Source organism: Pseudaquabacterium inlustre (assembly GCF_038066595.1).
Lineage (GTDB): Bacteria > Pseudomonadota > Gammaproteobacteria > Burkholderiales > Burkholderiaceae_C > Pseudaquabacterium > Pseudaquabacterium inlustre.
On record NZ_JBBUTH010000001.1, the window covers coordinates 1067054 to 1086126 of the forward strand.

The following is a 19073-nucleotide window of genomic DNA, read 5'->3' on the forward strand; positions in this document are numbered from 1 at the left end:
GACCAGGAGAACAACACATGGACTTCGAATTCACCGATGACCAGGTCTCGCTGCGCGACGCGGTGGCCAAGTGGGTCGAGAAGGGTTTTGATTTCTCGCGCCGCCATGCGCTGGCCAAGGCCGGCGGCAAGACGCGCGAGGTGTATGCCGAGCTGGCCGAACTGGGCCTGACGGGCCTGGCCGTGCCCGAGGCGCATGGCGGCATGGCCTTTGGCGCCGTGGAAGCCATGGTGGTGATGGAAGAACTGGGCCGCGGCCTGGTCAACGCCCCGTTCGCCGCCGCCGCGCTGGTGTCGCCCGCGCTGCTGCAGGCCGCGCCGCAAGAGGTGCAGGCCGCCTGGTTCCCGAAGATCGCCGACGCCTCGGCCCTGGTGGTGCCGGCGCTGCAGGAGCGCGCCGCGCGCTACAAGCTCAGCCATGTCACGACCACGGCCACGCAAGCCGGCGGGGCCTGGCAGCTCAGCGGCCAGAAGAGCGTGGTGCCGGCCGCGGATGAAGCCGATGCCTTCATCGTGCCGGCGCGCATCTCGGGCGGCGCCAGTGACACTGCCGGCATCGGCCTGTTCCTGGTCGAGAAGGGTGCCAGCGGCGTGACGGCCACCGGCTACGCCACGCAGGACGGCGGCCGCGCCGGCGAGTTGAAGCTGGCCAACGCCACCGCCACGCTGATCACCACCGACGGCTGGGCCACGCTGGAAAAGGCCGTGGACGTGGGCATCGCCGCGGCCTGTGCCGAGGGCGTGGGCGCGATGGACCGCATGGTGGCCATCACGGTCGACTACCTGAACACGCGCAAGCAGTTCGGCACCACGCTGGCCACCTTCCAGGCCCTGCGCCACCGCACGGCCGATGTGAAGATGCAGCTGGAGCTGGGCCGCTCGATGAGCTACTACGCCACGCTGAAGCTGGGCGAGGCCGCCCCGCAGCGCCGCCGCTCGATCAGCCAGGCCAAGGTGCAGCTGGGCAACAGCATGCGCTTCGTGGGCCAGGCCTGCACGCAGATGCACGGCGGCATCGGCGTGACCGACGAGTACATCAGCAGCCACTACTTCAAGCGCCTGACGATGCTGGAGATGGCCTACGGCGACACCCTGCACCACCTGGGCGAAGTGTCCGACCGCATGCAGGACACCGCAGGCGTGTTCGCCTGAACGGGCGGCGTTCTCGCCTACGATCCCAGGGCCGGCTTGACCGGCCCTTTTTCATTGCCTGAAGCCGACCCATGTTTCCTGGCGCCATCACCGACATCGCCGGCCTCTCGGTCGGCCATTTCACCGACAGCCGCCGCCCCACCGGCTGCACCGTGCTGCTGTGCCCGCAGGGCGCGGTGGCCGGCGTGGACGTGCGCGGCGCCGCGCCCGGCACGCGTGAGACCGACCTGCTGCACCCGCTGGCCACGCTGGAGACCGTGCACGCCCTGCTGCTGACCGGCGGCAGCGCCTTCGGCCTGGATGCCGCCACCGGCGTGATGCGCTGGCTGGAAGAGCGTGGCCATGGTGTACCCGTGGGGCCGGCCCGGGTGCCCATCGTGCCGGCGGCCGTGCTGTTCGATCTGTGGGTGGGCGATGCCCGCATCCGCCCCGATGCCGCGGCCGGCTACGCGGCCTGCCAGGCGGCCAGCGCCGCCCACCCGGCCCAGGGCAGCGTGGGCGCTGGCGCGGGTGCGTCGGTGGGCAAGCTGTTCGGCATCCAGGGCGCGATGAAGGGCGGCATCGGCACCGCGTCCATCAAGGTCGGCGCCATCACCGTGGCGGCGCTGATCGCGGTGAACGCCATCGGCGACGTGGTCGACCCGGCCAGCGGCCGCGTCATCGCCGGCGCGCGCGGGCCCGATGGCCGCACGCCGCTGGACACGCTGGCCGCGCTGTGCGACGGCCAGCTGCCGGCGCACCTGCTTGACGGCATGGCCACCACCATCGGCATCGTGGCCACCGATGCCGCGCTCACCAAGGCGCAGGCCAACAAGCTGGCCAGCATGGCCCATGACGGCCTGGCTCGCAGCATCAACCCGGTGCACACCGCGACCGACGGCGACGCGCTGTTTGCCGTGGCCACCGGCGGCAGCGGCAAGCCCGGCCACCTCAGCGTGCTGGGTGCGCTGGCCGCCGAGGTGACCGCCCGCGCCGTGCTGAACGCCGTGCGCGCCGCCCACGGCCTGGCCGAGCCCGATCTGCCCTCGGCCCGCGAACTGGGCCTGGCCTGAACCCACCACCCCAGGCCCCCAACGACCACCCCGGAGACACGCATGACCCTGCCCCTGTCCGTTTTGCACCGCCGCGCCTGGATCGCGCTGGCCGCCAGCGCCCTGCTCTCGGCCTGCGCCAGCCTGGGCACGCCGCCCGGCGCCGATGTGCAGCCACCCATCGTGTTCGTGCATGGCAATGGCGACTCGGCCGCCACCTGGCAGACGACGATCTGGCGCTGGGAGAGCAACGGCTGGCCGCGCGAGCGCCTGCATGCGGTGAACTTTCCGTACCCGCTGGCGCGCGACGACAACACGCAGGCGCAGGACGGCCGCAGCAGCAGCACCGACCAGCGCAACCACCTGGCCGCCGAGGTCGACCGCGTGCTGGCCGCCACCGGCGCGCGCCAGGTGGTGCTGATGGCCAACTCGCGCGGCGGCAATGCCATCCGCGACTGCATCCAGAACGGCGGCTGCGCCGGCAAGGTGTCGCATGCCATCCTGGGCGGCACGCCCAACCACGGCGTGTGGGCCAACCCCGGCTTCCGGCCCAACAACGAGTTCAACGGCGCAGGTCCGTTTCTGACCGCGTTGAACGCGCCCAAGGGACCGAATGGCGACGAGGTCACGCCCGGTCTGAAGTGGATGACGATCCGCTCCGACCACAACGACAAGTTCGCCCAGCCCGACGGCGTGTGGATCGGCGCCAAGGGCACACCCACCAACGTCACCGCCGAGGGCCCGGCGCTCAAGGGCGCCGAGAACGTGGTGCTGCCCGGGCGTGACCACCGCGAGGTGAGCTACCACGCCGAGGCCTTTGCCCAGGCCTGGCGCTTCGTCACCGGCCGCGCACCGGCCACCACGGCGGTCAAGGCCGAGGCGCGCGTGCTGCTCGATGGCCTGGCCACCGGCATCCAGGCCGGCAGCCCGAGCAACCTGCCGGCGCCGGGTGCGCGGGTCACCGTCTACGCGGTGGATGCGGCCACCGGCGCGCGCCAGGGCGCGCCGCTGCTGGACAAGACGGTGGCCGCCGACGGCCGCTGGGGCCCGCTGGCCACCGATGCGCGCACGCCGCTGGAATTTGTCCTGGCGGTGCCGGGGCTGGCCACCACGCACGTGTACCGCGCGCCCTTCGCCCGTTCGTCCAGCGTGGTGCACCTGCGGCCCGAGCGCCTGCTGCCGGCCGATGCACAGGCGGCCGCGGCGGTGGTCACGTTCAGCCGCCCGCGCGGCTACTTCGGCCTGCCGCGCGACACCGTGCTGCTGGATGGCGCGGCCGCCCCCGGCATCCCGCCCGGCGTGGCCGGCGTGTCCACCAGCAAGAAGCTGATCAACGAGCTGGACCGCCCGGTGGCGGCCGAATTCCGCTCCGGCGCCATCGCCGAGCGCATCGTCGCCCGCCCCTGGCCGGCCAAGGAAGGGCATGTCACGTTGATCGAGCTGCACGACTGAGCCACACTCGGCGCGGCTGCCGATGTAGGGCAGTCCCAGAAGATCCAGGAGGAAGCCGCCCGATGTCATCCGCTCGCCACCCCGCCCCGCTCGCCGCCTTGGCGGTCGTCACCGTGTTCGCTGCGGCGCCCGCGCCAGGCCATGCCGCGCTGCAGGCGCGCAGCCTGGACGGCGCCAACGCCACGGTGGAGGCCTATTACGACACGCTGCTGGACATCACCTGGCTGGCGGATTTCCGCAGCCAGCAGGCCTTGCTCAGCTGGTCGGGCGCCATGTCCTGGGCAGCGCAGCTGCAGGCGGGTGGCGTCACCGGCTGGCGCCTGCCCACCGTCTCGCCCGTCAGCGGCGGCAGTTTCCTGCTGACCGGCACCAACAACGGCAGCACCGACGCAGGCACCGCCGCCGCGGGCATCGGCTGGGGCACACGTTCCGAGCTGGGCCACCTGTACTACGTGACCTTCGGCCTCACCGGCAAGTGCCAGCCCAACAACGCCGCGCCGAGCAGCTGCGTGACACCCGCCGCTTACGACAGCACACCCGACCTCAGCCCGCTGAAACACGTGGGGCTGAACATGGGCTACTGGACCGGCACCTTGGTGAACAACAACAACTCGGCACTGGCCTTCCTGTTCTCCGAAGGCCGCCAGGGCACCGGATCGCTGGGCATCCAGGCCTATGCCGTGGCCGTGCATGCCGGCGACGTGGGCGTGGCCCCCGTGCCCGAGCCCGCCACCGCGGCCAGCCTGCTGGGCGGGCTGGCCCTGCTGGGCGCGGTGATGCGCCGGCGCCGCAGCGCCTGAGCCCCGGCCGGGATAATCCGGCCATGTCCTCTGCCCGCCCCGCCAAGCCCGCCCGCCCCCAGCGCCTGGACGAACTGCTGTTCAGCCAGGGCCACGGCACCCGCCGCGTCTGCGCCGGCCTGATCGAGCAGGGCCTGGTGCGCGTGCAGGGCGAGGTGGTCAGCGACCCCGGCGCGCTGTTCCCGCCCGACGGCCTGGTGCTGGAGGTGGAGGGCCGGCTTTGGCCGGTGCAGGCCACGGCCCTGGTGCTGCTGAACAAGCCGGCCGGCTACGAGTGCTCGCAAAAGCCCGGCGCCTGGCCCAGTGTGATGCTGCTGCTGCCGCCGCCGCTGCGCACGCGCGGCGTGCAGCCGGTGGGCCGGCTCGACCAGGACACCACCGGCGCGCTGCTGCTCACCGACGATGGCGCGCTGATCCACCGCCTGACCTCGCCCAAGCACCATGTGCCCAAGGTGTACGAGGTGCACACCGCCCGGCCGGTGGACGAGGCCCAGGTCAAGCGCCTGCGCGAGGGCGTGGTGCTGCTCGACGACCCGGTGGCGGTGCGCGCCGAGGGCTGCGAGATCATCGGCCCGCAGCAGCTGCGCCTGACCCTGGTGCAGGGCAAGTACCACCAGGTCAAGCGCATGGTAGCGGCGGTGGGCAACCACTGCGAGCGCCTGCACCGCAGCGGCTTCGGCCCGATCGACATGCCCGAGCCGCCGGCCGTGGCCGACCCGGCGCCGGGCCAGTGGCGCTTCGTCACCGATGCCGAGCGCGCCGCGCTGCTGGCCTCGGGCAAGGGGGTCGCCAAGGCTGCAGGCAAGCCCGCGCCGAGCGCCGGATAATCGCGGGCATGAAGGTCTTTCGAGGTTTCCACCACCCGCAGCGCGCCGCCGCCTGCGCGCTGACCATCGGCAACTTCGACGGCGTGCACCGCGGCCACCAGGCCATGCTGGCGCTGCTGACCAGCGAGGCGCGCCACCGCGGCCTGGCCAGCTGCGTGATGACCTTCGAGCCGCACCCGCGCGACTTCTTCGCCCAGCGCCTGGGCAAGCCCGAGATGGCGCCGGCGCGCATCGCCACACTGCGCGACAAGCTGCAGGAGCTGGAGCGCTGCGGCGTCGACCAGGTGGTGGTGCTGCGCTTCGACGACGCGCTGGCCGGCCTGCCGCCGGAAGACTTCGTCAGCCGCGTGCTGGCCCAGGGCCTGGGCGCACGCTATGTGCTGGTGGGCGACGACTTCCGCTTCGGCGCGCGCCGCGCCGGCGACTACGCGATGCTCGATGCGCTGGGCGAGCGCCACGGCTTCGATGTCGCGCGCATGATGAGTTACGAGGTGCACGGCCTGCGCGTGTCCAGCTCGGCGGTGCGCGAGGCGCTGGCCGCCGGCGACATGGCCCGCGCCGCCACGTTGCTGGGCCGGCCCTACGCCATCAGCGGCCATGTGGTGCATGGCCGCAAGCTGGGCCGCGAGCTGGGCTTTCGCACGCTGAACCTGCGCTTCGCCCATGCCAAGCCGGCGGCCATGGGCATCTTCGTCGTGCAGGTGCGCGGCCTGGGCGACAAGCCCCTGCCCGGCGTGGCCAGCCTGGGCGTGCGGCCCAGCGTGGAGGATGCCGGCCGCGTGCTGCTGGAGACGCATTGCCTGGACTGGCCGGCCGGGCTGCCCAGCGAAGCCGCCTATGGCCGCACCGTCACCGTCGAGCTGATGCACAAGCTGCACGACGAGCGCAAGTACCCGTCGCTGGAGGCGCTGCGCGAGGGCATCGCGCAGGACACGGCCGACGCGCGCGCCTGGTTCAGCACCCACCCGCCGCGCGGCGTCTAGGCGCCGCAGCGCTCAGCGGGCCGAGCGGGTGGTCTCGCGTACCCGCGAGGCCGGGTGCCCGCCATTCACTCCAGGTTCAGCGCCGGCAGCAGGCCACCGGTCAGCGACAGCTGACGCAGGCGCGCCTGCAGCAGGCGGTGCGACTGCTCGACGCGGCGCTGCTCGGCATTGAAGCGGCTGTCATGCAACTGCACCAGCTGCGCCAGCGTGCGGCGGCCGGCCTCGAACTGCAGCTCGCCGGCGCGCACCAGCGCGTCGTACTGCGCGATCTGGCGCTCGATCTGGGCCACGGCGCGCTCGGACTGCGCGATGCGCGGCGGCAGGCTGGCCAGCTCGGACTGCGCGGCGCGCAGCACGCGCTCGGCCTCGGCCTCGGCCGCCTCGGCGCGGCGCTCGCCCTCGGCGCGGCGGGCGAAGTTCTCGCCGGCCACCGGGAAGTCCCAGCGCGCGCTCAGCGTCCAGCCGAAGCGCTCGGTGGTGGTGCTGGCCGGTGTGGTGTGGTCGGCCAGGCGCTGGCGGTACTCCAGGTCGACCTTGGGCGCCACCAGCGAGACCATCGGCCGCACGCGCTCACGGGCGCCCTGGGCCCGCTCGCGCGCGGCCGCCACCAGGCCGCTGCGCGCCTCCACGCTGGCACCCGGCGGCGGCAGGGCCACCGGCACGGCCTCGCGCAGTTCGCTGCCGGTCAGCGTGGCCAGGCGCTCGCGCGCGCTCACCAGATCGGCCAGCAGCTGCTCGTGCGCCACCTCGGCATCCAGCAGCGAGGCCTGGGCCTGCTGCAGGTCGGCATCGGACACCTTGCCGGCCTGGTTCTGGCGGCCCACCTGCTGCACCAGCTGACGCACGGCGTCCAGCCGCCGCTGCGAATGCGGCACCACCAGCTGCACGCGCAGCAGCTCGATGTAGGACTCGCCGATGCGCTCGGCCGTCTCCTCGCGGGCGCGGCGCATGTCCTCGGTGGCCGCGGCCAGGTCGCGGCTGGCGCCACGCAGTTCGGCGGCGTCGTTGCCGAAGTTGTAGAGGTTCCAGCGGATGCTGGCCTCGGTGCGGTCGGTGCGGCGGTCGAAGGGCAGGTTGCTGCCGAACAGGCTTTCCTCGGTGACGTTGGCGCTGCCGCGCGTGCTGCTGACCCCCACCGTGGGCCACAGCCGCGACTGGGCCTGCCTGCGCCGCTCGTCGGTGGCCTGCAGCAAGGCGCCCTGCACGCGCACCGCCGGGTCCTGCGACAGCACGCGCGCCACCATCGCCGCCAGCGATTCGGCCGGCGGCGTGGCCGCGAGCGGGGCGGCCGGCGCCGCCGCCTGGGCGCGCACGCCCGGCGCCACGCCGGCCAGCGCGATCGCCAGGGCGATCACCAGCCCTGGCGCCGATCGGGCGGACAAGGGCGACGCCGGCACGCCAACGCGTGCCGGAAGACGACTGTGACGGCTCATCGTTCCTGCAAAGCTCCCTGGATACCGCGCAGCACCGGCTTGAACAGGTACTGCAGCACGCTGCGCTGCCCCGTGAGGATGCCCACGTCGCAGGGCATGCCCGGCGTGATGGGCAGGGGCTTGCCGTGCAGCTTGATCTGGTCGCGCGCCGCGGTGAGCTGCACCTCGAAGTACGACTCGCCCTTCTCATCGACGATGGCGTCGGCGCCCACGCGTTCCACCTGCGCCTCCAGCGCGCCGTAGGTGCCCGAGTCGTAGGTGAGCATCTTCACCTGGGCCTTCTGGCCGGCGCGGATGAAACCGATGTCGGCCGGCTTGACGCGAGCGCTGAGCTGCAGGCGGGCCTCGTCGGGCACCACCTCCAGCACCGCCTTGCCCGGCTGGGCCACACCGCCCAGCGTGTTGACCAGCACGCGGTTGACCACGCCGTCCATCGGCGAGACCAGCTCGCGGCGATCGGCGCGGTCCTGCTTGCCGCCGATGGCAGCCCCCAGCGTGGCCACCTTCACCTCGTACTCGGCGCGCTGCGTGCCCCATTGCGCCTTGGCGCGGGCCTCGGCCTCGGTGGCCTGGGCCTGGGCCTCGGCCAGACCGGCGCGCAGGCGCGGCAGCGACTGGCGCAGCGAATCGAGCTCGGTGCGCGCCTGCAGCAGGCGCTGCTGGGCCGAGAGGTAGTCGGCCCGGGCCCCGGCGCCTTCCTTGAACAGGCGCTCCTCGATCGCGAAGGACTCCTCGGCCACCTTCACCGAGGCCTGCAGCGAGCCGATGCGCGCCTCGGCCTCGGCCAGTTCGCCGCGGCGGCGGGCCGTGCCCTCGCGCGCGGCCGCCAGGCTGGACTGGTGCTCGCGCTGGGCGTCGCGCCACAGCTGGGTTTCCTTCTCCACCAGGGCCGGTGCCTCGCGGCGCAGCTCGTCGTCGAAGCGCGGCGCGCCACCGCTGATCAGCGCCTCGGCGCGGGCCCGGGCGGCCAGCGCGGCCAGGCGCTGCTGGCGGCTCTCGTCGACATCGGCGGTGGCCTGGGCGGTGTCCAGCCGGGCCAGCACCTGGCCCTTCTTCACCCGCTCGCCCGGCGCCACCAGCAGCTCCTTGACGATGCCGCCTTCCAGGCTCTGCACCTCCTGCAGCCGGCTGGGCGGCACCACCACGCCGCGGGCCTGGGTGGCCACGTCCAGCTCGGCCAGCGCGGCCCAGCCGATCAGCGTGGCCGTGAACACCACCAGCAGGGCCACCACGGCCAGCACCGTGCGGCGCGGGCCCTGGTCGGGGTCGGGATGCGGCGTCGACAGCGGACGCAGGGCGATCGCGTGGCCGCTCATCAGCGCTCTCCCGCCACGGTGCTGTCGCCTCGGCGATCGGGGCTGGGCGCAGCCGGCCGGGCGGCAAAGCCCGCCACGGCCGCGCCCATGCTGGCGCCCAGGTTCATGCCGGCCCCCGGCGCGGCGGCGCCGGCCACCTTGGGCGGTGCCGCCACGCCCGGCGGCGGCCCGTCGGCCGTACCTCGGGCACCGCCCTGGGCCGCCTCGGCCGCGGCACGGGCCGTGGCCGCGCGCGCGGCGGCGGCCGCGTCCTCGGCCTGGCGCTGCGTGCTCAGGGCCTGCAGCACCTGGTCACGCGGGCCGTCGGCCACGATGCGGCCGCGGTCCATCACCACCAGGCGGTCCACCAGGGCCAGCATGGCCATGCGGTGCGTGACCAGCACGATGGTGGTGTCCTTCAGGCCGCGCATGCGCTCGATGAGCTTCTGCTCGCTGGCCGGGTCGACCATCGAGCTGGGCTCGTCCATCAGCACCAGGCGCGGCTTGTTCAGCAGTGCGCGGGCGATGGCCACGCTCTGGCGCTGGCCGCCCGACAGGCGCTCGCCGCGCTCGCCCACCTGGGTGCCCACGCCCTCGGGCAGCTGGGCCACGATCTCGTCCAGCCCGGCGATGCGCGCCGCCTCCAGCAGGCGGGTGTCGTCGGGTCGCACGCGGCCGAGCTCGATGTTCTCGCGCAGCGTGCCGTGGAACAGCGTCACGTCCTGCGGCACGTAGCCGATCTGGCGGCGCATCGACAGCGGCTCGAGCTGGGTGTTGACCAGGTTGTCCAGCAGCACGCTGCCGGCGGTGGGCGCGTACTGGTTCAGGATCAGCTTGAGCAGCGTGCTCTTGCCCGAGCCCAGCTTGCCGATGATGCCCACGCGCTCGCCAGCGCGGATGCGCAGCGAGACGCGCTCGACCACCGGCGGCTGGTCGGGGTAGGCGAAGCTGACGTCGCGGAACTCCACCTGGCCGCTCAGCGGCGGCGCCTGCAGCGCCCCGGGCACCTCGTCGGTGGGCGCGTTCATGATCTTGTCCAGCGCCTGGTAGCTCATCTTGGTCTGCTCCCAGCGCACGATCAGGCTGGCGATCTGCGCCACCGGCCCCAGCGCACGGCTGGTGAGCATGCTCACGCCGATGATCTGGCCCAGCGTGATGGCCTGCTCGGCCACCATCACCGAGCCGGCGGCCACCACCGCCACTGTGGACAGGCCCATCACCGCGGCATTGCCGTAGTTGATGCGGGCCATGATCTCGCGGGTCTGCAGGTTGTTCTCGGCGATGGCCTGGGTCAGGCCCTCCCACTTGCGCCGGCTCCAGGCCTCGGCGCCGATGGCCTTGACCGTGTCCAGCCCATTCATGGTCTCGAACAGGTGGGCGGTGCGCTGCGAGCTCTCGCGCATCGACTCGTTGACCTTGCGCGACAGCGGCCCACGCGCCAGGAAGCTGATGCCCAGCAGCAGCGGGATGCAGGCCACCGTCACCCAGCCGAGCTTGCCACCCACCAGGAAGATGATGGCCAGGTACAGCAGCATGAACGGCAGATCACCCAGCACCGTGAGCGTGGTGGTGGTGAAGAAGTCGCGCACCGATTCGAAGTCGCGCACGGTGTTGGCCAGCACGCCACCCGACGCGGGCCGGCTGGACGCGCGCAGCTTCAGGCACTGCGCGAAGATGCGCGCCGACAGCGCCACGTCGATGCGGCGCGCGGCCGTCTCGAGCAGGTGGCTGCGCATCAGCTTCATCACGAATTCGAACGCGATCAGCAGCAGCACGCCGGTGGTCAGCACCGCCAGGCTGCCCAGCGCGTTGTTCGGGATCACGCGGTCGTAAACCGCCATCGAATAGAACGGCACCAGCGCGCCGAAGATGTTCAGCGCCACCGTGCCGGCCAGGGCCCAGTGGTAGATCCACTGGTTGCGGCGGAACACGCCCCAGAACCAGCGCGCCGGCTCGGGCAGCGCGTACAGCAGGCTGCGCTGGTCGAAGAACAGGCGCGGGCGCACCGCATACCAGCGCGCGCCGGGCGCCTCGGACGCCAGCGCCGCGGCATCCAGCCAGGTGGTGCCCTGGATGCCGGTGAGCTGGCACTCGAAGCGGCCGTCCTTCATGGCCACCACGGCCACCGTGGCGCCGCCGGCACCCACCAGCAGCGCCGGCAGCTCGGTGGGCTTGCGGTGCTTGCCCGCCGACAGCGGCGAGCCCACCAGGCCGGCATTGGCCAGAAGGCGGCGCAGCACCTCGGGGTCGATGTCGCCGTGGCGCGAGGTGTCCTGGCCGGCCAGCGTGTCGCGCAGCCGCTCCAGTTGCACCGAGGTGCCGAGCAGCTGCGCCAGGAACAGCACGCTCTCGTGCACCGGCACCGGGCTCAGCTGCTGCGTGTCACCGTCGACATCGGACGACAGCGACGGTGGGCTGGGGTGGTTCATGGTCGGCGGCGTGTACGGCAGGAAAGGGTCGGGCCCGGGACTGCGGATCAGGCCCGGCGCTGCGCAGCAACCGGCGCATCGGAACCGTTATCGGAGATTCTGGCCGCGGCTTGACCGGATCGGCCCACAACCTGGCTTTTCCAGGGGCGGCGCGCCCGGTTCGCGCGCAGCATTGCCCGGTCCGCCACGCCCGGCCTGCCTGAAGCGAGACGCGCCACGAGCCCCGGCAGGGGCCGCGTGGCGCGGCGGCAGGCCACCGCGGCGGCCGGTGGCGGCCGTCGCGGCAGTCGGCGTGGGGTCAGGCCGAGTGGCTCTGGTGGCATTGCTCCTGGGCCAGGCTGGCCAGCTTGCGCAGCGTCTCGGCGGCATCGCCGGCGCAGCTGCCCGTGTCGGCCGTGGCCGCCAGGGTGCTGGCCGCGGCCGGCGCGACGGTGCTGGTGCCCAGCACGGCGTCCAGCGAGGTGTCGTCGCCGAGCAGCTGGGCGATCGTGGGCAGGTCCACACCGGCGGCCTGGGCGTCCTCGGCCGACACGTTGAAGTACACGTCGGTCATGTCGGCGCTGCGGCCGTCGGCCATCGTGGCCGAGCTGCGCTCGAGGTGCAGGTTGCCCTGCGCGTCGAGGAAGGGCAGCTCGGTGTAGCCCACGGTCAGCGCGGCCACCCCGGCCTGCGCCAGCGTCAGCAGTTCGCCGGCATCGGTCTGGTGGTTGCCGTTGGCATCCTGCCAGACACGCAGGTCGGCAAAGCCGGCATCGCTGGCGTTCACCTGGCCATCGCCGTTGCTGTCGTAGCTGGCCAGCTGCGCGAAGCCCGCGCCCTTGGCCGTGCCGCCGAACAGCTCGGAGATGTCGTCGATCTGGCCGTTGCCGTTCTTGTCCACGGCCAGGAAGCCGTCGCCGCCCGAGATCCAGCCCGACTTGACGGCGGTGCCGTTGCCGAACAGGTCGAAGGTGGCGTCCGACGCCGAGCGCGCCACGGTCTGGATGCCGTTGCCGTCCAGGTCGATCACGATCGGCGTGATGCCGGCGTCCTTGGTCATGTCGGCCTGGCCCGAGACCAGCGTGAACGCCGAGGTGCGGGTCACGTTGGTCGTGGCCACGCCGTCACCGGCCACATCGGAGTCGATGCCGTCGTTGGTGCCGTAGTCCTTGACCGCCCACTTCCACGCGCTCATGTTGTAGCCGGCGCCACCGTTGTTGCCCCAGTAGCTGTTCATGAAGACCACGTTGGTCTTGTCGAACTGCAGCATGTAGGTGCCGGGGTTCAGGTTGGCGAACAGGTAGTTGCCGCTGCTGTTGGTGGTGGTGGTGGCCAGCACCGTGGTGCCGGTGGCGTCCAGCAGCTGCACCTTGATGCCGCCGATGCCGCCCTCGCCCACGTCCTGCACGTTGTTGTGGTTCCAGTCCTCCCACACCTTGTCGCCCACGCTCACCTTGCGGTAGGCACCGGCGTCGACGGTCATCTTCTGCTCGCCGGCGGCCAGCGTGATGACGTCGGTGCTGCCGTCGGCATTGACGTCGGAGTCCTTGCCGTCGTTCGTGCCCTGGTCCTTCTTGGTGACGTACCAGCCGGTGTTGGTGCTGTCACCGAAGTACAGCTGGTACTTGCCGGCGTCCAGGTCCTTGAACTCGTAGAAGCCGTTGGTGCCGGTGTAGGTGACCGAGGTGATGTCGTCCTGGGTGCCGAAGGTGCCGTCGGTGCCCGCGCCCTTGAGCGTGACCTTCACGCCCGACAGGCCGCCTTCGCCGGCATCCTGGATGCCGTTGTAGTTGCAGTCCTCCCAGACACGGTCGCCGATGGCGCCCTTGGCCACGGTGGAACCCACGCCGGTGTAGTAGGCCGCGTCGTTGTCGGTGACCTTGGTGACGCCACCCAGCGCATCGACCGCCGTGACGGTGCCGATGTTCTTGATGGTGCCGGCCGAGGCCACTTCGGTGGCGGTGTAGGTCCAGGCCTCGTTGGTGTCCAGCAGGCCGTCGTTGTCGGTGTCGCCGCTGACGTACGTGACGCTGGCGATGCGGTCGTCGGTCAGCACCACGTTCTTCAGCGCGTTGTCACCGGTGTTGCGCACGATGTAGGTGAAGGTGACGGTGCTGCCGGTGTTGACTTCCAGCCCCGGAGGCGCGTCGGCGTCGTAGAGCTGGCGGTCGACCGTGCAGCTGTAGCTGGTCTTGGTGGTGTTCCAGTCGCAGCCACGCTCGTTCTCGCTGGAGAAGGCGTTGCAGGTCTCGTCGTATTTGGTGCTGCTCAGGGCGTACTTGGTCTGGGCGCACACCTGCTCGGTGGTGTAGGCGTAGTCCACCTTGCCATGGCACGAGTTCAGGTAGGCCGACACGCACTCGCGCATCAGCTTCTCGAGCGCGGTGGTGCCGGTGCCGCACAGCACCTGCCAGATGGTCTGGGTGCCGCCGGTGCAGTTCACGCCGAACAGCTGGTTGAAGGTGGTGCTGGACTTGCAGCCCGTGCCCGACCAGCTGTAGTCGTTCAGCGACGAATCCCACACGCGGCAGTTCTTCCACCAGGTGACCGAGGCGCCTTCGCCGCCGCAGTTGTTGGTGGTGGTCACCTTGTTGCCGGAGACGTACTTCTCGACATCGACCGCCACCTTGTACAGGCCGGCGTCGACCGTGAGGTTCTGCTGGCCCGCGGTCAGCGTGATCTCGGCCGTGGTGCCGGTGGTCACGTTGGCGTCGCTGTCCTTGGCGTCGGTGGTGCCGGCGGCGTCCTGCTTGGTGATGGCGTAGCCGGCCGGCTCGTCGAAGGTGACGGTGTACTTGCCGGCGTTGAGGTCCTTGAACAGGTACGAACCGTCGGCCGCCGTGGTGGTGGTGGCGGTGATGTCGTCGGCCGTGTTGAACTGACCGTCCACGCCAGCGCCCTTGAGCGTGACCTTCACGCCGGCCAGGCCGACTTCACCGGTGTCCTGCACGCCGTTGGCATTGCAGTCGTACCAGACCTTGTCGCCCAGCGAGGCCTTGTTCACCGTCGAGTTGATGCCGGTGTAGTACGCGGCATCGTTGTCGGTGACCTGGGCACTGCCGATCGCATCGACGGCCGTGACCGTGCCGATGTTCTTGATCGTGCCGGTCTGCGCCACCTCGGTGGCCTTGTAGACCCAGCTCTCGCCCACGTCCAGCAGGCCGTCGTTGTCGGTGTCGCCGCTGAGGTAGGTGACGGTGGCAATGCGGTCGTCGGTGACCTGCACGTTCTTCAGCGCGACATCACCGGTGTTCTTCACGATGTAGGTGAAGGTGACGGTGCTGCCGGTGACCACCTCCAGGCCCGGAGGCGTGTCGGCGTCGTACAGCTGGGTGTCGACCGTGCTGGTGTAGCAGGTCTTGGTCGTGGCCCAGTCGCAGCCCTTGTCGTTCTCGTACTTGAAGGCGTTGCAGGTGTCGTCGTAGCGGCCGCAGGACAGCGCGTTGCGCACCTCGGCGCACACCTGGTCCTTGGTGTAGGCGTAGTTCACGCCGTTGTGGCACGCGTTCAGGTAGGCCGAGACGCATTCGCGCATCAGCTTCTCGAGGCTGGTGGTGCCGGTGCCGCACAGCACGTCGTAGATCGACTTGCTGCCGGCGCTGATGTTGCAGCCGAAGATGCTGTTGAAGCTTTCCTTGCCGGTGCAGCCGCTGATGCCGCCCCAGCCGGTGGGCGTGGTGGTGGTCACCCAGTTCCACGACCAGCCGTTCCATTGCCACGCGCCGCTGGTGCTGGTGGTGCAGGCCGACTTCCAGTAATCGCAGCCGGCGCCTTCACCACCATTGCTGTTGGTGTAGGTGCACTTGACGCCGGACACGTACTTCTCGATGTCCACGCCCAGCTTGTAGTTGGCGGTCAGGCCGGCATCGATGGTCAGGTTGTCATCGCAGGTGCTGACCGTGACCGGTGCCGTCTCGTACACCGTGGTGGTGGTCACCAGGCGCACGTTGTCGATGATGCCGCCCACGCTGTCGTCGTCACCCGCCTGCTCGCGGAACTCCAGGCGGTCGGCACCGCCGGTGCCCTTGACGGTGAAGTTGTAGGTGGTCAGCGCCGTGCTGGTCGGGTCGATCGTCGCGATCTTGGTGCCGGCCCAGTACACCTCGACGGTGTTGGTGGCGAGGCTGGTGTTGGCGCGCGCCGCCAGGTCGACCGACAGCTGGTAGGTCTGACCCGCCACGGTGTTGACGTCCTGGTACAGGCCGCCGGTGGCGCAGTTGTTCGCGTCCAGTTCGACGATCTGCGTGCCGCTGACATTGGTGACGCCGAAGTCGGCGCCACGCGCCACCTCGATCTTGTCGCCGCTGCCGGTCCAGCCGGTGATGCTGGCGTACTGGCCCCAGGCCGCCGTCTGGCTCTCGAAGCTGCCGTTGACGATCAGGTTGGTGCTGCCCTTGACGACCGTGGCCACCACGTCGCTGTCGATCTCGTCGTTGCTGCCCACGTTGGCCGTGGTGTAGCCGTACATCGTCGAGTTGGCCTCGAAGCGCACCTTGTAGGTGCCGTGCTCCACGTCGGCGAACAGGTAGTTGCCGTTGGCATTGGTGGTGGTGGTGCGCAGCACCGTGTCGTCGGCCGTGCCGATGACGCCGTCGGCGCCGACACCGATCAGCTTGACGGTGACGCCCGCCACGCCCACCTCGCCGTTGTCCTGCAGGCCGTCCTTGTCGGCATCCAGCCAGACCTTGTCGCCGAGGTCGACCAGGCAGATCTTCTTCTCGCCGAAGTTGTTCGAGACGCTGGCCTCGCCCGACTTCAGCACGATGGCGCTGATCACGTCGTTGCCCGCGGTGCCGGTGGTCACGCCACCGATCGTGCCGGCCGTGTCCTTGCCGTCCACATACGTGCCCGGCTGGGTCTCGTTGACCTGGTAGGTGCCGGGGCGCAGGCCATTGAAGCTGTAGGCGCCGTTGGCGTCGGTGGTGACCGACAGGTTCACCGCCTGGCCCAGGTCGTTGGTGCCGGTCAGCGTCACGGTGACACCGGCGATGCCGTTCTCACCGGTGGCCTTGGTGCCGTCGTCGTTGCCGTCTTCGTAGACGAAACCGCTGACCGAGGCCGGCTTGATCTCACCGAAGTTGTTCTCGACGCTCGCGTCACCCGACTTCAGCGTGATCGCGCTGATCACGTCGTTGCCCGCCGTGCCACCGGTGCTGCCGGCGGTGTCCTTGCCGTCGAGGAAGGTGGACGGCTGGGTCTCGGCCACCGCGTAGGTGCCCGGACGCAGATTCGCGAAGCTGTAGAAGCCGTTGGCGTCAGTGGTCACCGTGGTGCTCACCGCGTTGCCCAGATCGTCCGTGCCGGTCAGTTTTACCGACACGCCGGCGATGCCGGTGTCGCCGGTGCGTGCCCCGTCGTTGGCCGCGTCATGGAAGACATAGCCCGACAAGCTGGCAGACCTGACTTCACCGAAGTTGTTGTTCACACTGCTCTGGCCTGCCGCCAGCGTCACCGCGATGGCGTCGTTGCCCGTCACGGCCTGCGCCGTGCCGCCCGTGCCGGCCGTGTCGATGCCGTCCAGGTATCCACCCGGCTGGCCTTCCACCACCTTGTAGCTGCCCGGTGCCAGGTTCGCGAAGCTGTAGCTGCCGTCTGTGCCCGTGGTCGTCGTTGCGACCACCGCACCCGCCGCGTTCAGCAGCGTCACCGTCGCGGTCGCGATCCCGCTCTCGCCCGCAGCGCTGCCGTCGTTGTTCGCGTCGTAGTAAACCTTGCCGCTGATCGAGGCCGGCAGCAGTTCACCGAAGTTGTTGTTCACGCTGCTCTGGCCCGCCGCCAGCGTCACCGCGATGGCGTCGTTGCCCGTCACGGCCTGCGCCGTGCCGCCCGTGCCGGCCGTGTCGATGCCGTCCAGGTATCCACCCGGTTGGCCTTCCACCACCTTGTAGCTGCCCGGTGCCAGGTTCGTGAAGCTGTAGCTGCCGTCTGTGCCCGTGGTCGTCGTTCCAACCACCGCACCCGCCGCGTTCAGCAGCGTCACCGTCACGGTCGCGATCCCGCTCTCGCCCGCAGCGCTGCCGTCGTTGTTCGCGTCGTAGTAAACCTTGCCGCTGATCGAGGCCGGCAGCAGTTCACCGAAGTTGTTGTTCACGCTGCTCTGGCCTGCCGCCAGCGTCACCGCGATGGCGTCGTTGCCCGTCACGGCCTGCGCCGTGCCGCCCGTGCCGGCCGTGTCGATGCCGTCCAGGTATCCACCCGGTTGGCCTTCCACCACCTTGTAGCTGCCCGGTGCCAGGTTCGCGAAGCTGTAGCTGCCGTCTGTGCCCGTGGTCGTCGTTGCGACCACCGCACCCGCCGCGTTCAGCAGCGTCACCGTCGCAGTCGCGATCCCGCTCTCGCCCGCAGCGCTGCCGTCGTTGTTCGCGTCGTAGTAAACCTTGCCGCTGATCGAGGCCGGCAGCAGTTCACCGAAGTTGTTGTTCACGCTGCTCTGGCCTGCCGCCAGCGTCACCGCGATGGCGTCGTTGCCCGTCACGGCCTGCGCCGTGCCGCCCGTGCCGGCCGTGTCGATGCCGTCCAGGTATCCACCCGGCTGGCCTTCCACCACCTTGTAGCTGCCCGGTGCCAAGTTCGTGAAGCTGTAGCTGCCGTCCGTGCCCGTGGTCGTCGTTGCGACCACCGCACCCGCCGCGTTCAGCAGCGTCACCGTCACGGTCGCGATTCCGCTCTCGCCCGCAGCGCTGCCGTCGTTGTTCGCGTCGTAGTAAACCTTGCCGCTGATCGAGGCCGGCAGCAGTTCACCGAAGTTGTTGTTCACGCTGCTCTGGCCCGCCGCCAGCGTCACCGCGATGGCGTCGTTGCCCGTCACGGCCTGCGCCGTGCCGCCCGTGCCGGCCGTGTCGATGCCGTCCAGGTAGCCACCCGGCTGGCCTTCCACCACCTTGTAGCTGCCCGGTGCCAGGTTCGTGAAGCTGTAGCTGCCGTCCGTGCCCGTGGTCGTCGTTGCGACCACCGCACCCGCCGCGTTCAGCAGCGTCACCGTCGCAGTCGCGATCCCGCTCTCGCCCGCAGCGCTGCCGTCGTTGTTCGCGTCGTAGTAAACCTTGCCGCTGATCGAGGCCGGCAGCAGTTCACCGAAGTTGTTGTTCACGCTGCTCTGGCCTGCCGCCAGCGTCACCGCGATGGCGTCGTTGCCCGTCACGGCCTGCGCCGTGCCGCCCGTGCCGGCCGTGTCGATGCCGTCCAGGTAGCCACCCGGCTGGCCTTCCACCACCTTGTAGCTGCCCGGTGCCAGGTTCGTGAAGCTGTAGCTGCCGTCCGTGCCCGTGGTCGTCGTTCCAACCACCGCACCCGCCGCGTTCAGCAGCGTCACCGTCACGGTCGCGATTCCGCTCTCGCCCGCAGCACTGCCGTCGTTGTTCGCGTCGTAGTAAACCTTGCCGCTGATCGAGGCCGGCGCAATCTCGCCAAAGTTGTTCTCGACGCTCGCGTCACCCGACTTCAGCGTGATCGCGCTGATCTGGTCGTTGCTCACCGCGCCGACGCTCACGCCACCGATCGTGCCGGCCGTGTCCTTGCCATCCAGGTACGCCGCCGGCACCGTGCCCTCGTTCACCGTGTAAGTGCCCGGGCGCAGGTTGTCGAACTTGTAGCTGCCGTCGGCCAGCGTCGTGGTCGTCAGCGTCACGCTGGCGCCCAGGTCGTCCGTGCCCGTCAGCGTGATCGTCACGCCCGCGATGCCCGTGTCGCCGCT

Annotated in this window: 10 protein-coding genes; 6 read left to right on the top strand and 4 right to left on the bottom strand. The window is 70.7% G+C overall.

The genetic code is table 11. The features are described 5' to 3' along the window. The first annotated feature begins 17 nt into the window (after positions 1 to 17). The 6 genes from AACH10_RS04600 to AACH10_RS04625 all read left to right on the top strand — a co-directional run bounded on the left by AACH10_RS04600 (position 18) and on the right by AACH10_RS04625 (position 6244). Positions 18 to 1151: an acyl-CoA dehydrogenase family protein gene (locus AACH10_RS04600; protein WP_341409171.1), complete on the top strand. Its 1134-nt coding sequence runs from the start codon at positions 18 to 20 to the stop codon at positions 1149 to 1151. 71 nt (positions 1152 to 1222) lie between these two features. Then, on the top strand, positions 1223 to 2203 hold the full coding sequence (locus tag AACH10_RS04605) for a P1 family peptidase (protein WP_341409172.1): 981 nt from the start codon (positions 1223 to 1225) through the stop codon (positions 2201 to 2203). Positions 2204 to 2245: 42 nt separating this feature from the next. Continuing rightward, the gene (locus AACH10_RS04610) at positions 2246 to 3634 is read left to right on the top strand and encodes a twin-arginine translocation pathway signal (protein WP_341409173.1); all 1389 of its coding nucleotides are present in this window, start codon (positions 2246 to 2248) and stop codon (positions 3632 to 3634) included. Positions 3635 to 3732: 98 nt separating this feature from the next. Further along, the gene (locus AACH10_RS04615; protein WP_341409174.1) at positions 3733 to 4434 is read left to right on the top strand and encodes a PEP-CTERM sorting domain-containing protein; all 702 of its coding nucleotides are present in this window, start codon (positions 3733 to 3735) and stop codon (positions 4432 to 4434) included. 23 nt (positions 4435 to 4457) lie between these two features. Next, a complete protein-coding gene (locus AACH10_RS04620; RefSeq protein ID WP_341409175.1) occupies positions 4458 to 5261 on the top strand; it encodes a pseudouridine synthase in 804 nt (267 codons plus the stop codon). Positions 5262 to 5269: 8 nt separating this feature from the next. Continuing rightward, positions 5270 to 6244: a bifunctional riboflavin kinase/FAD synthetase gene (locus AACH10_RS04625; protein WP_341409176.1), complete on the top strand. Its 975-nt coding sequence runs from the start codon at positions 5270 to 5272 to the stop codon at positions 6242 to 6244. Positions 6245 to 6309: 65 nt separating this feature from the next. Here the strand turns inward: AACH10_RS04625 and AACH10_RS04630 are convergent, their stop codons facing one another. The 4 genes from AACH10_RS04630 to AACH10_RS04645 form a co-directional block, all read right to left on the bottom strand. Then, positions 6310 to 7626, bottom strand: a complete 1317-nt coding sequence (locus tag AACH10_RS04630; RefSeq protein WP_341409177.1) for a TolC family protein — start codon at positions 7624 to 7626, stop codon at positions 6310 to 6312. Positions 7627 to 7673: 47 nt separating this feature from the next. Next, complete coding sequence (locus AACH10_RS04635; RefSeq protein WP_341409178.1) at positions 7674 to 8993, bottom strand: HlyD family type I secretion periplasmic adaptor subunit; 1320 nt, start codon at positions 8991 to 8993, stop codon at positions 7674 to 7676. Then, positions 8993 to 11401 (bottom strand): type I secretion system permease/ATPase, encoded by a 2409-nt coding sequence (locus AACH10_RS04640; RefSeq protein WP_341409179.1) that lies wholly within the window; start codon positions 11399 to 11401, stop codon positions 8993 to 8995. Before AACH10_RS04640 ends, AACH10_RS04635 begins: the two co-directional genes overlap by 1 nt. A 298-nt stretch (positions 11402 to 11699) precedes the next feature. Further along, positions 11700 to 19058 (bottom strand): SdrD B-like domain-containing protein, encoded by a 7359-nt coding sequence (locus tag AACH10_RS04645; protein ID WP_341409206.1) that lies wholly within the window; start codon positions 19056 to 19058, stop codon positions 11700 to 11702. Positions 19059 to 19073: the final 15 nt, after the last annotated feature.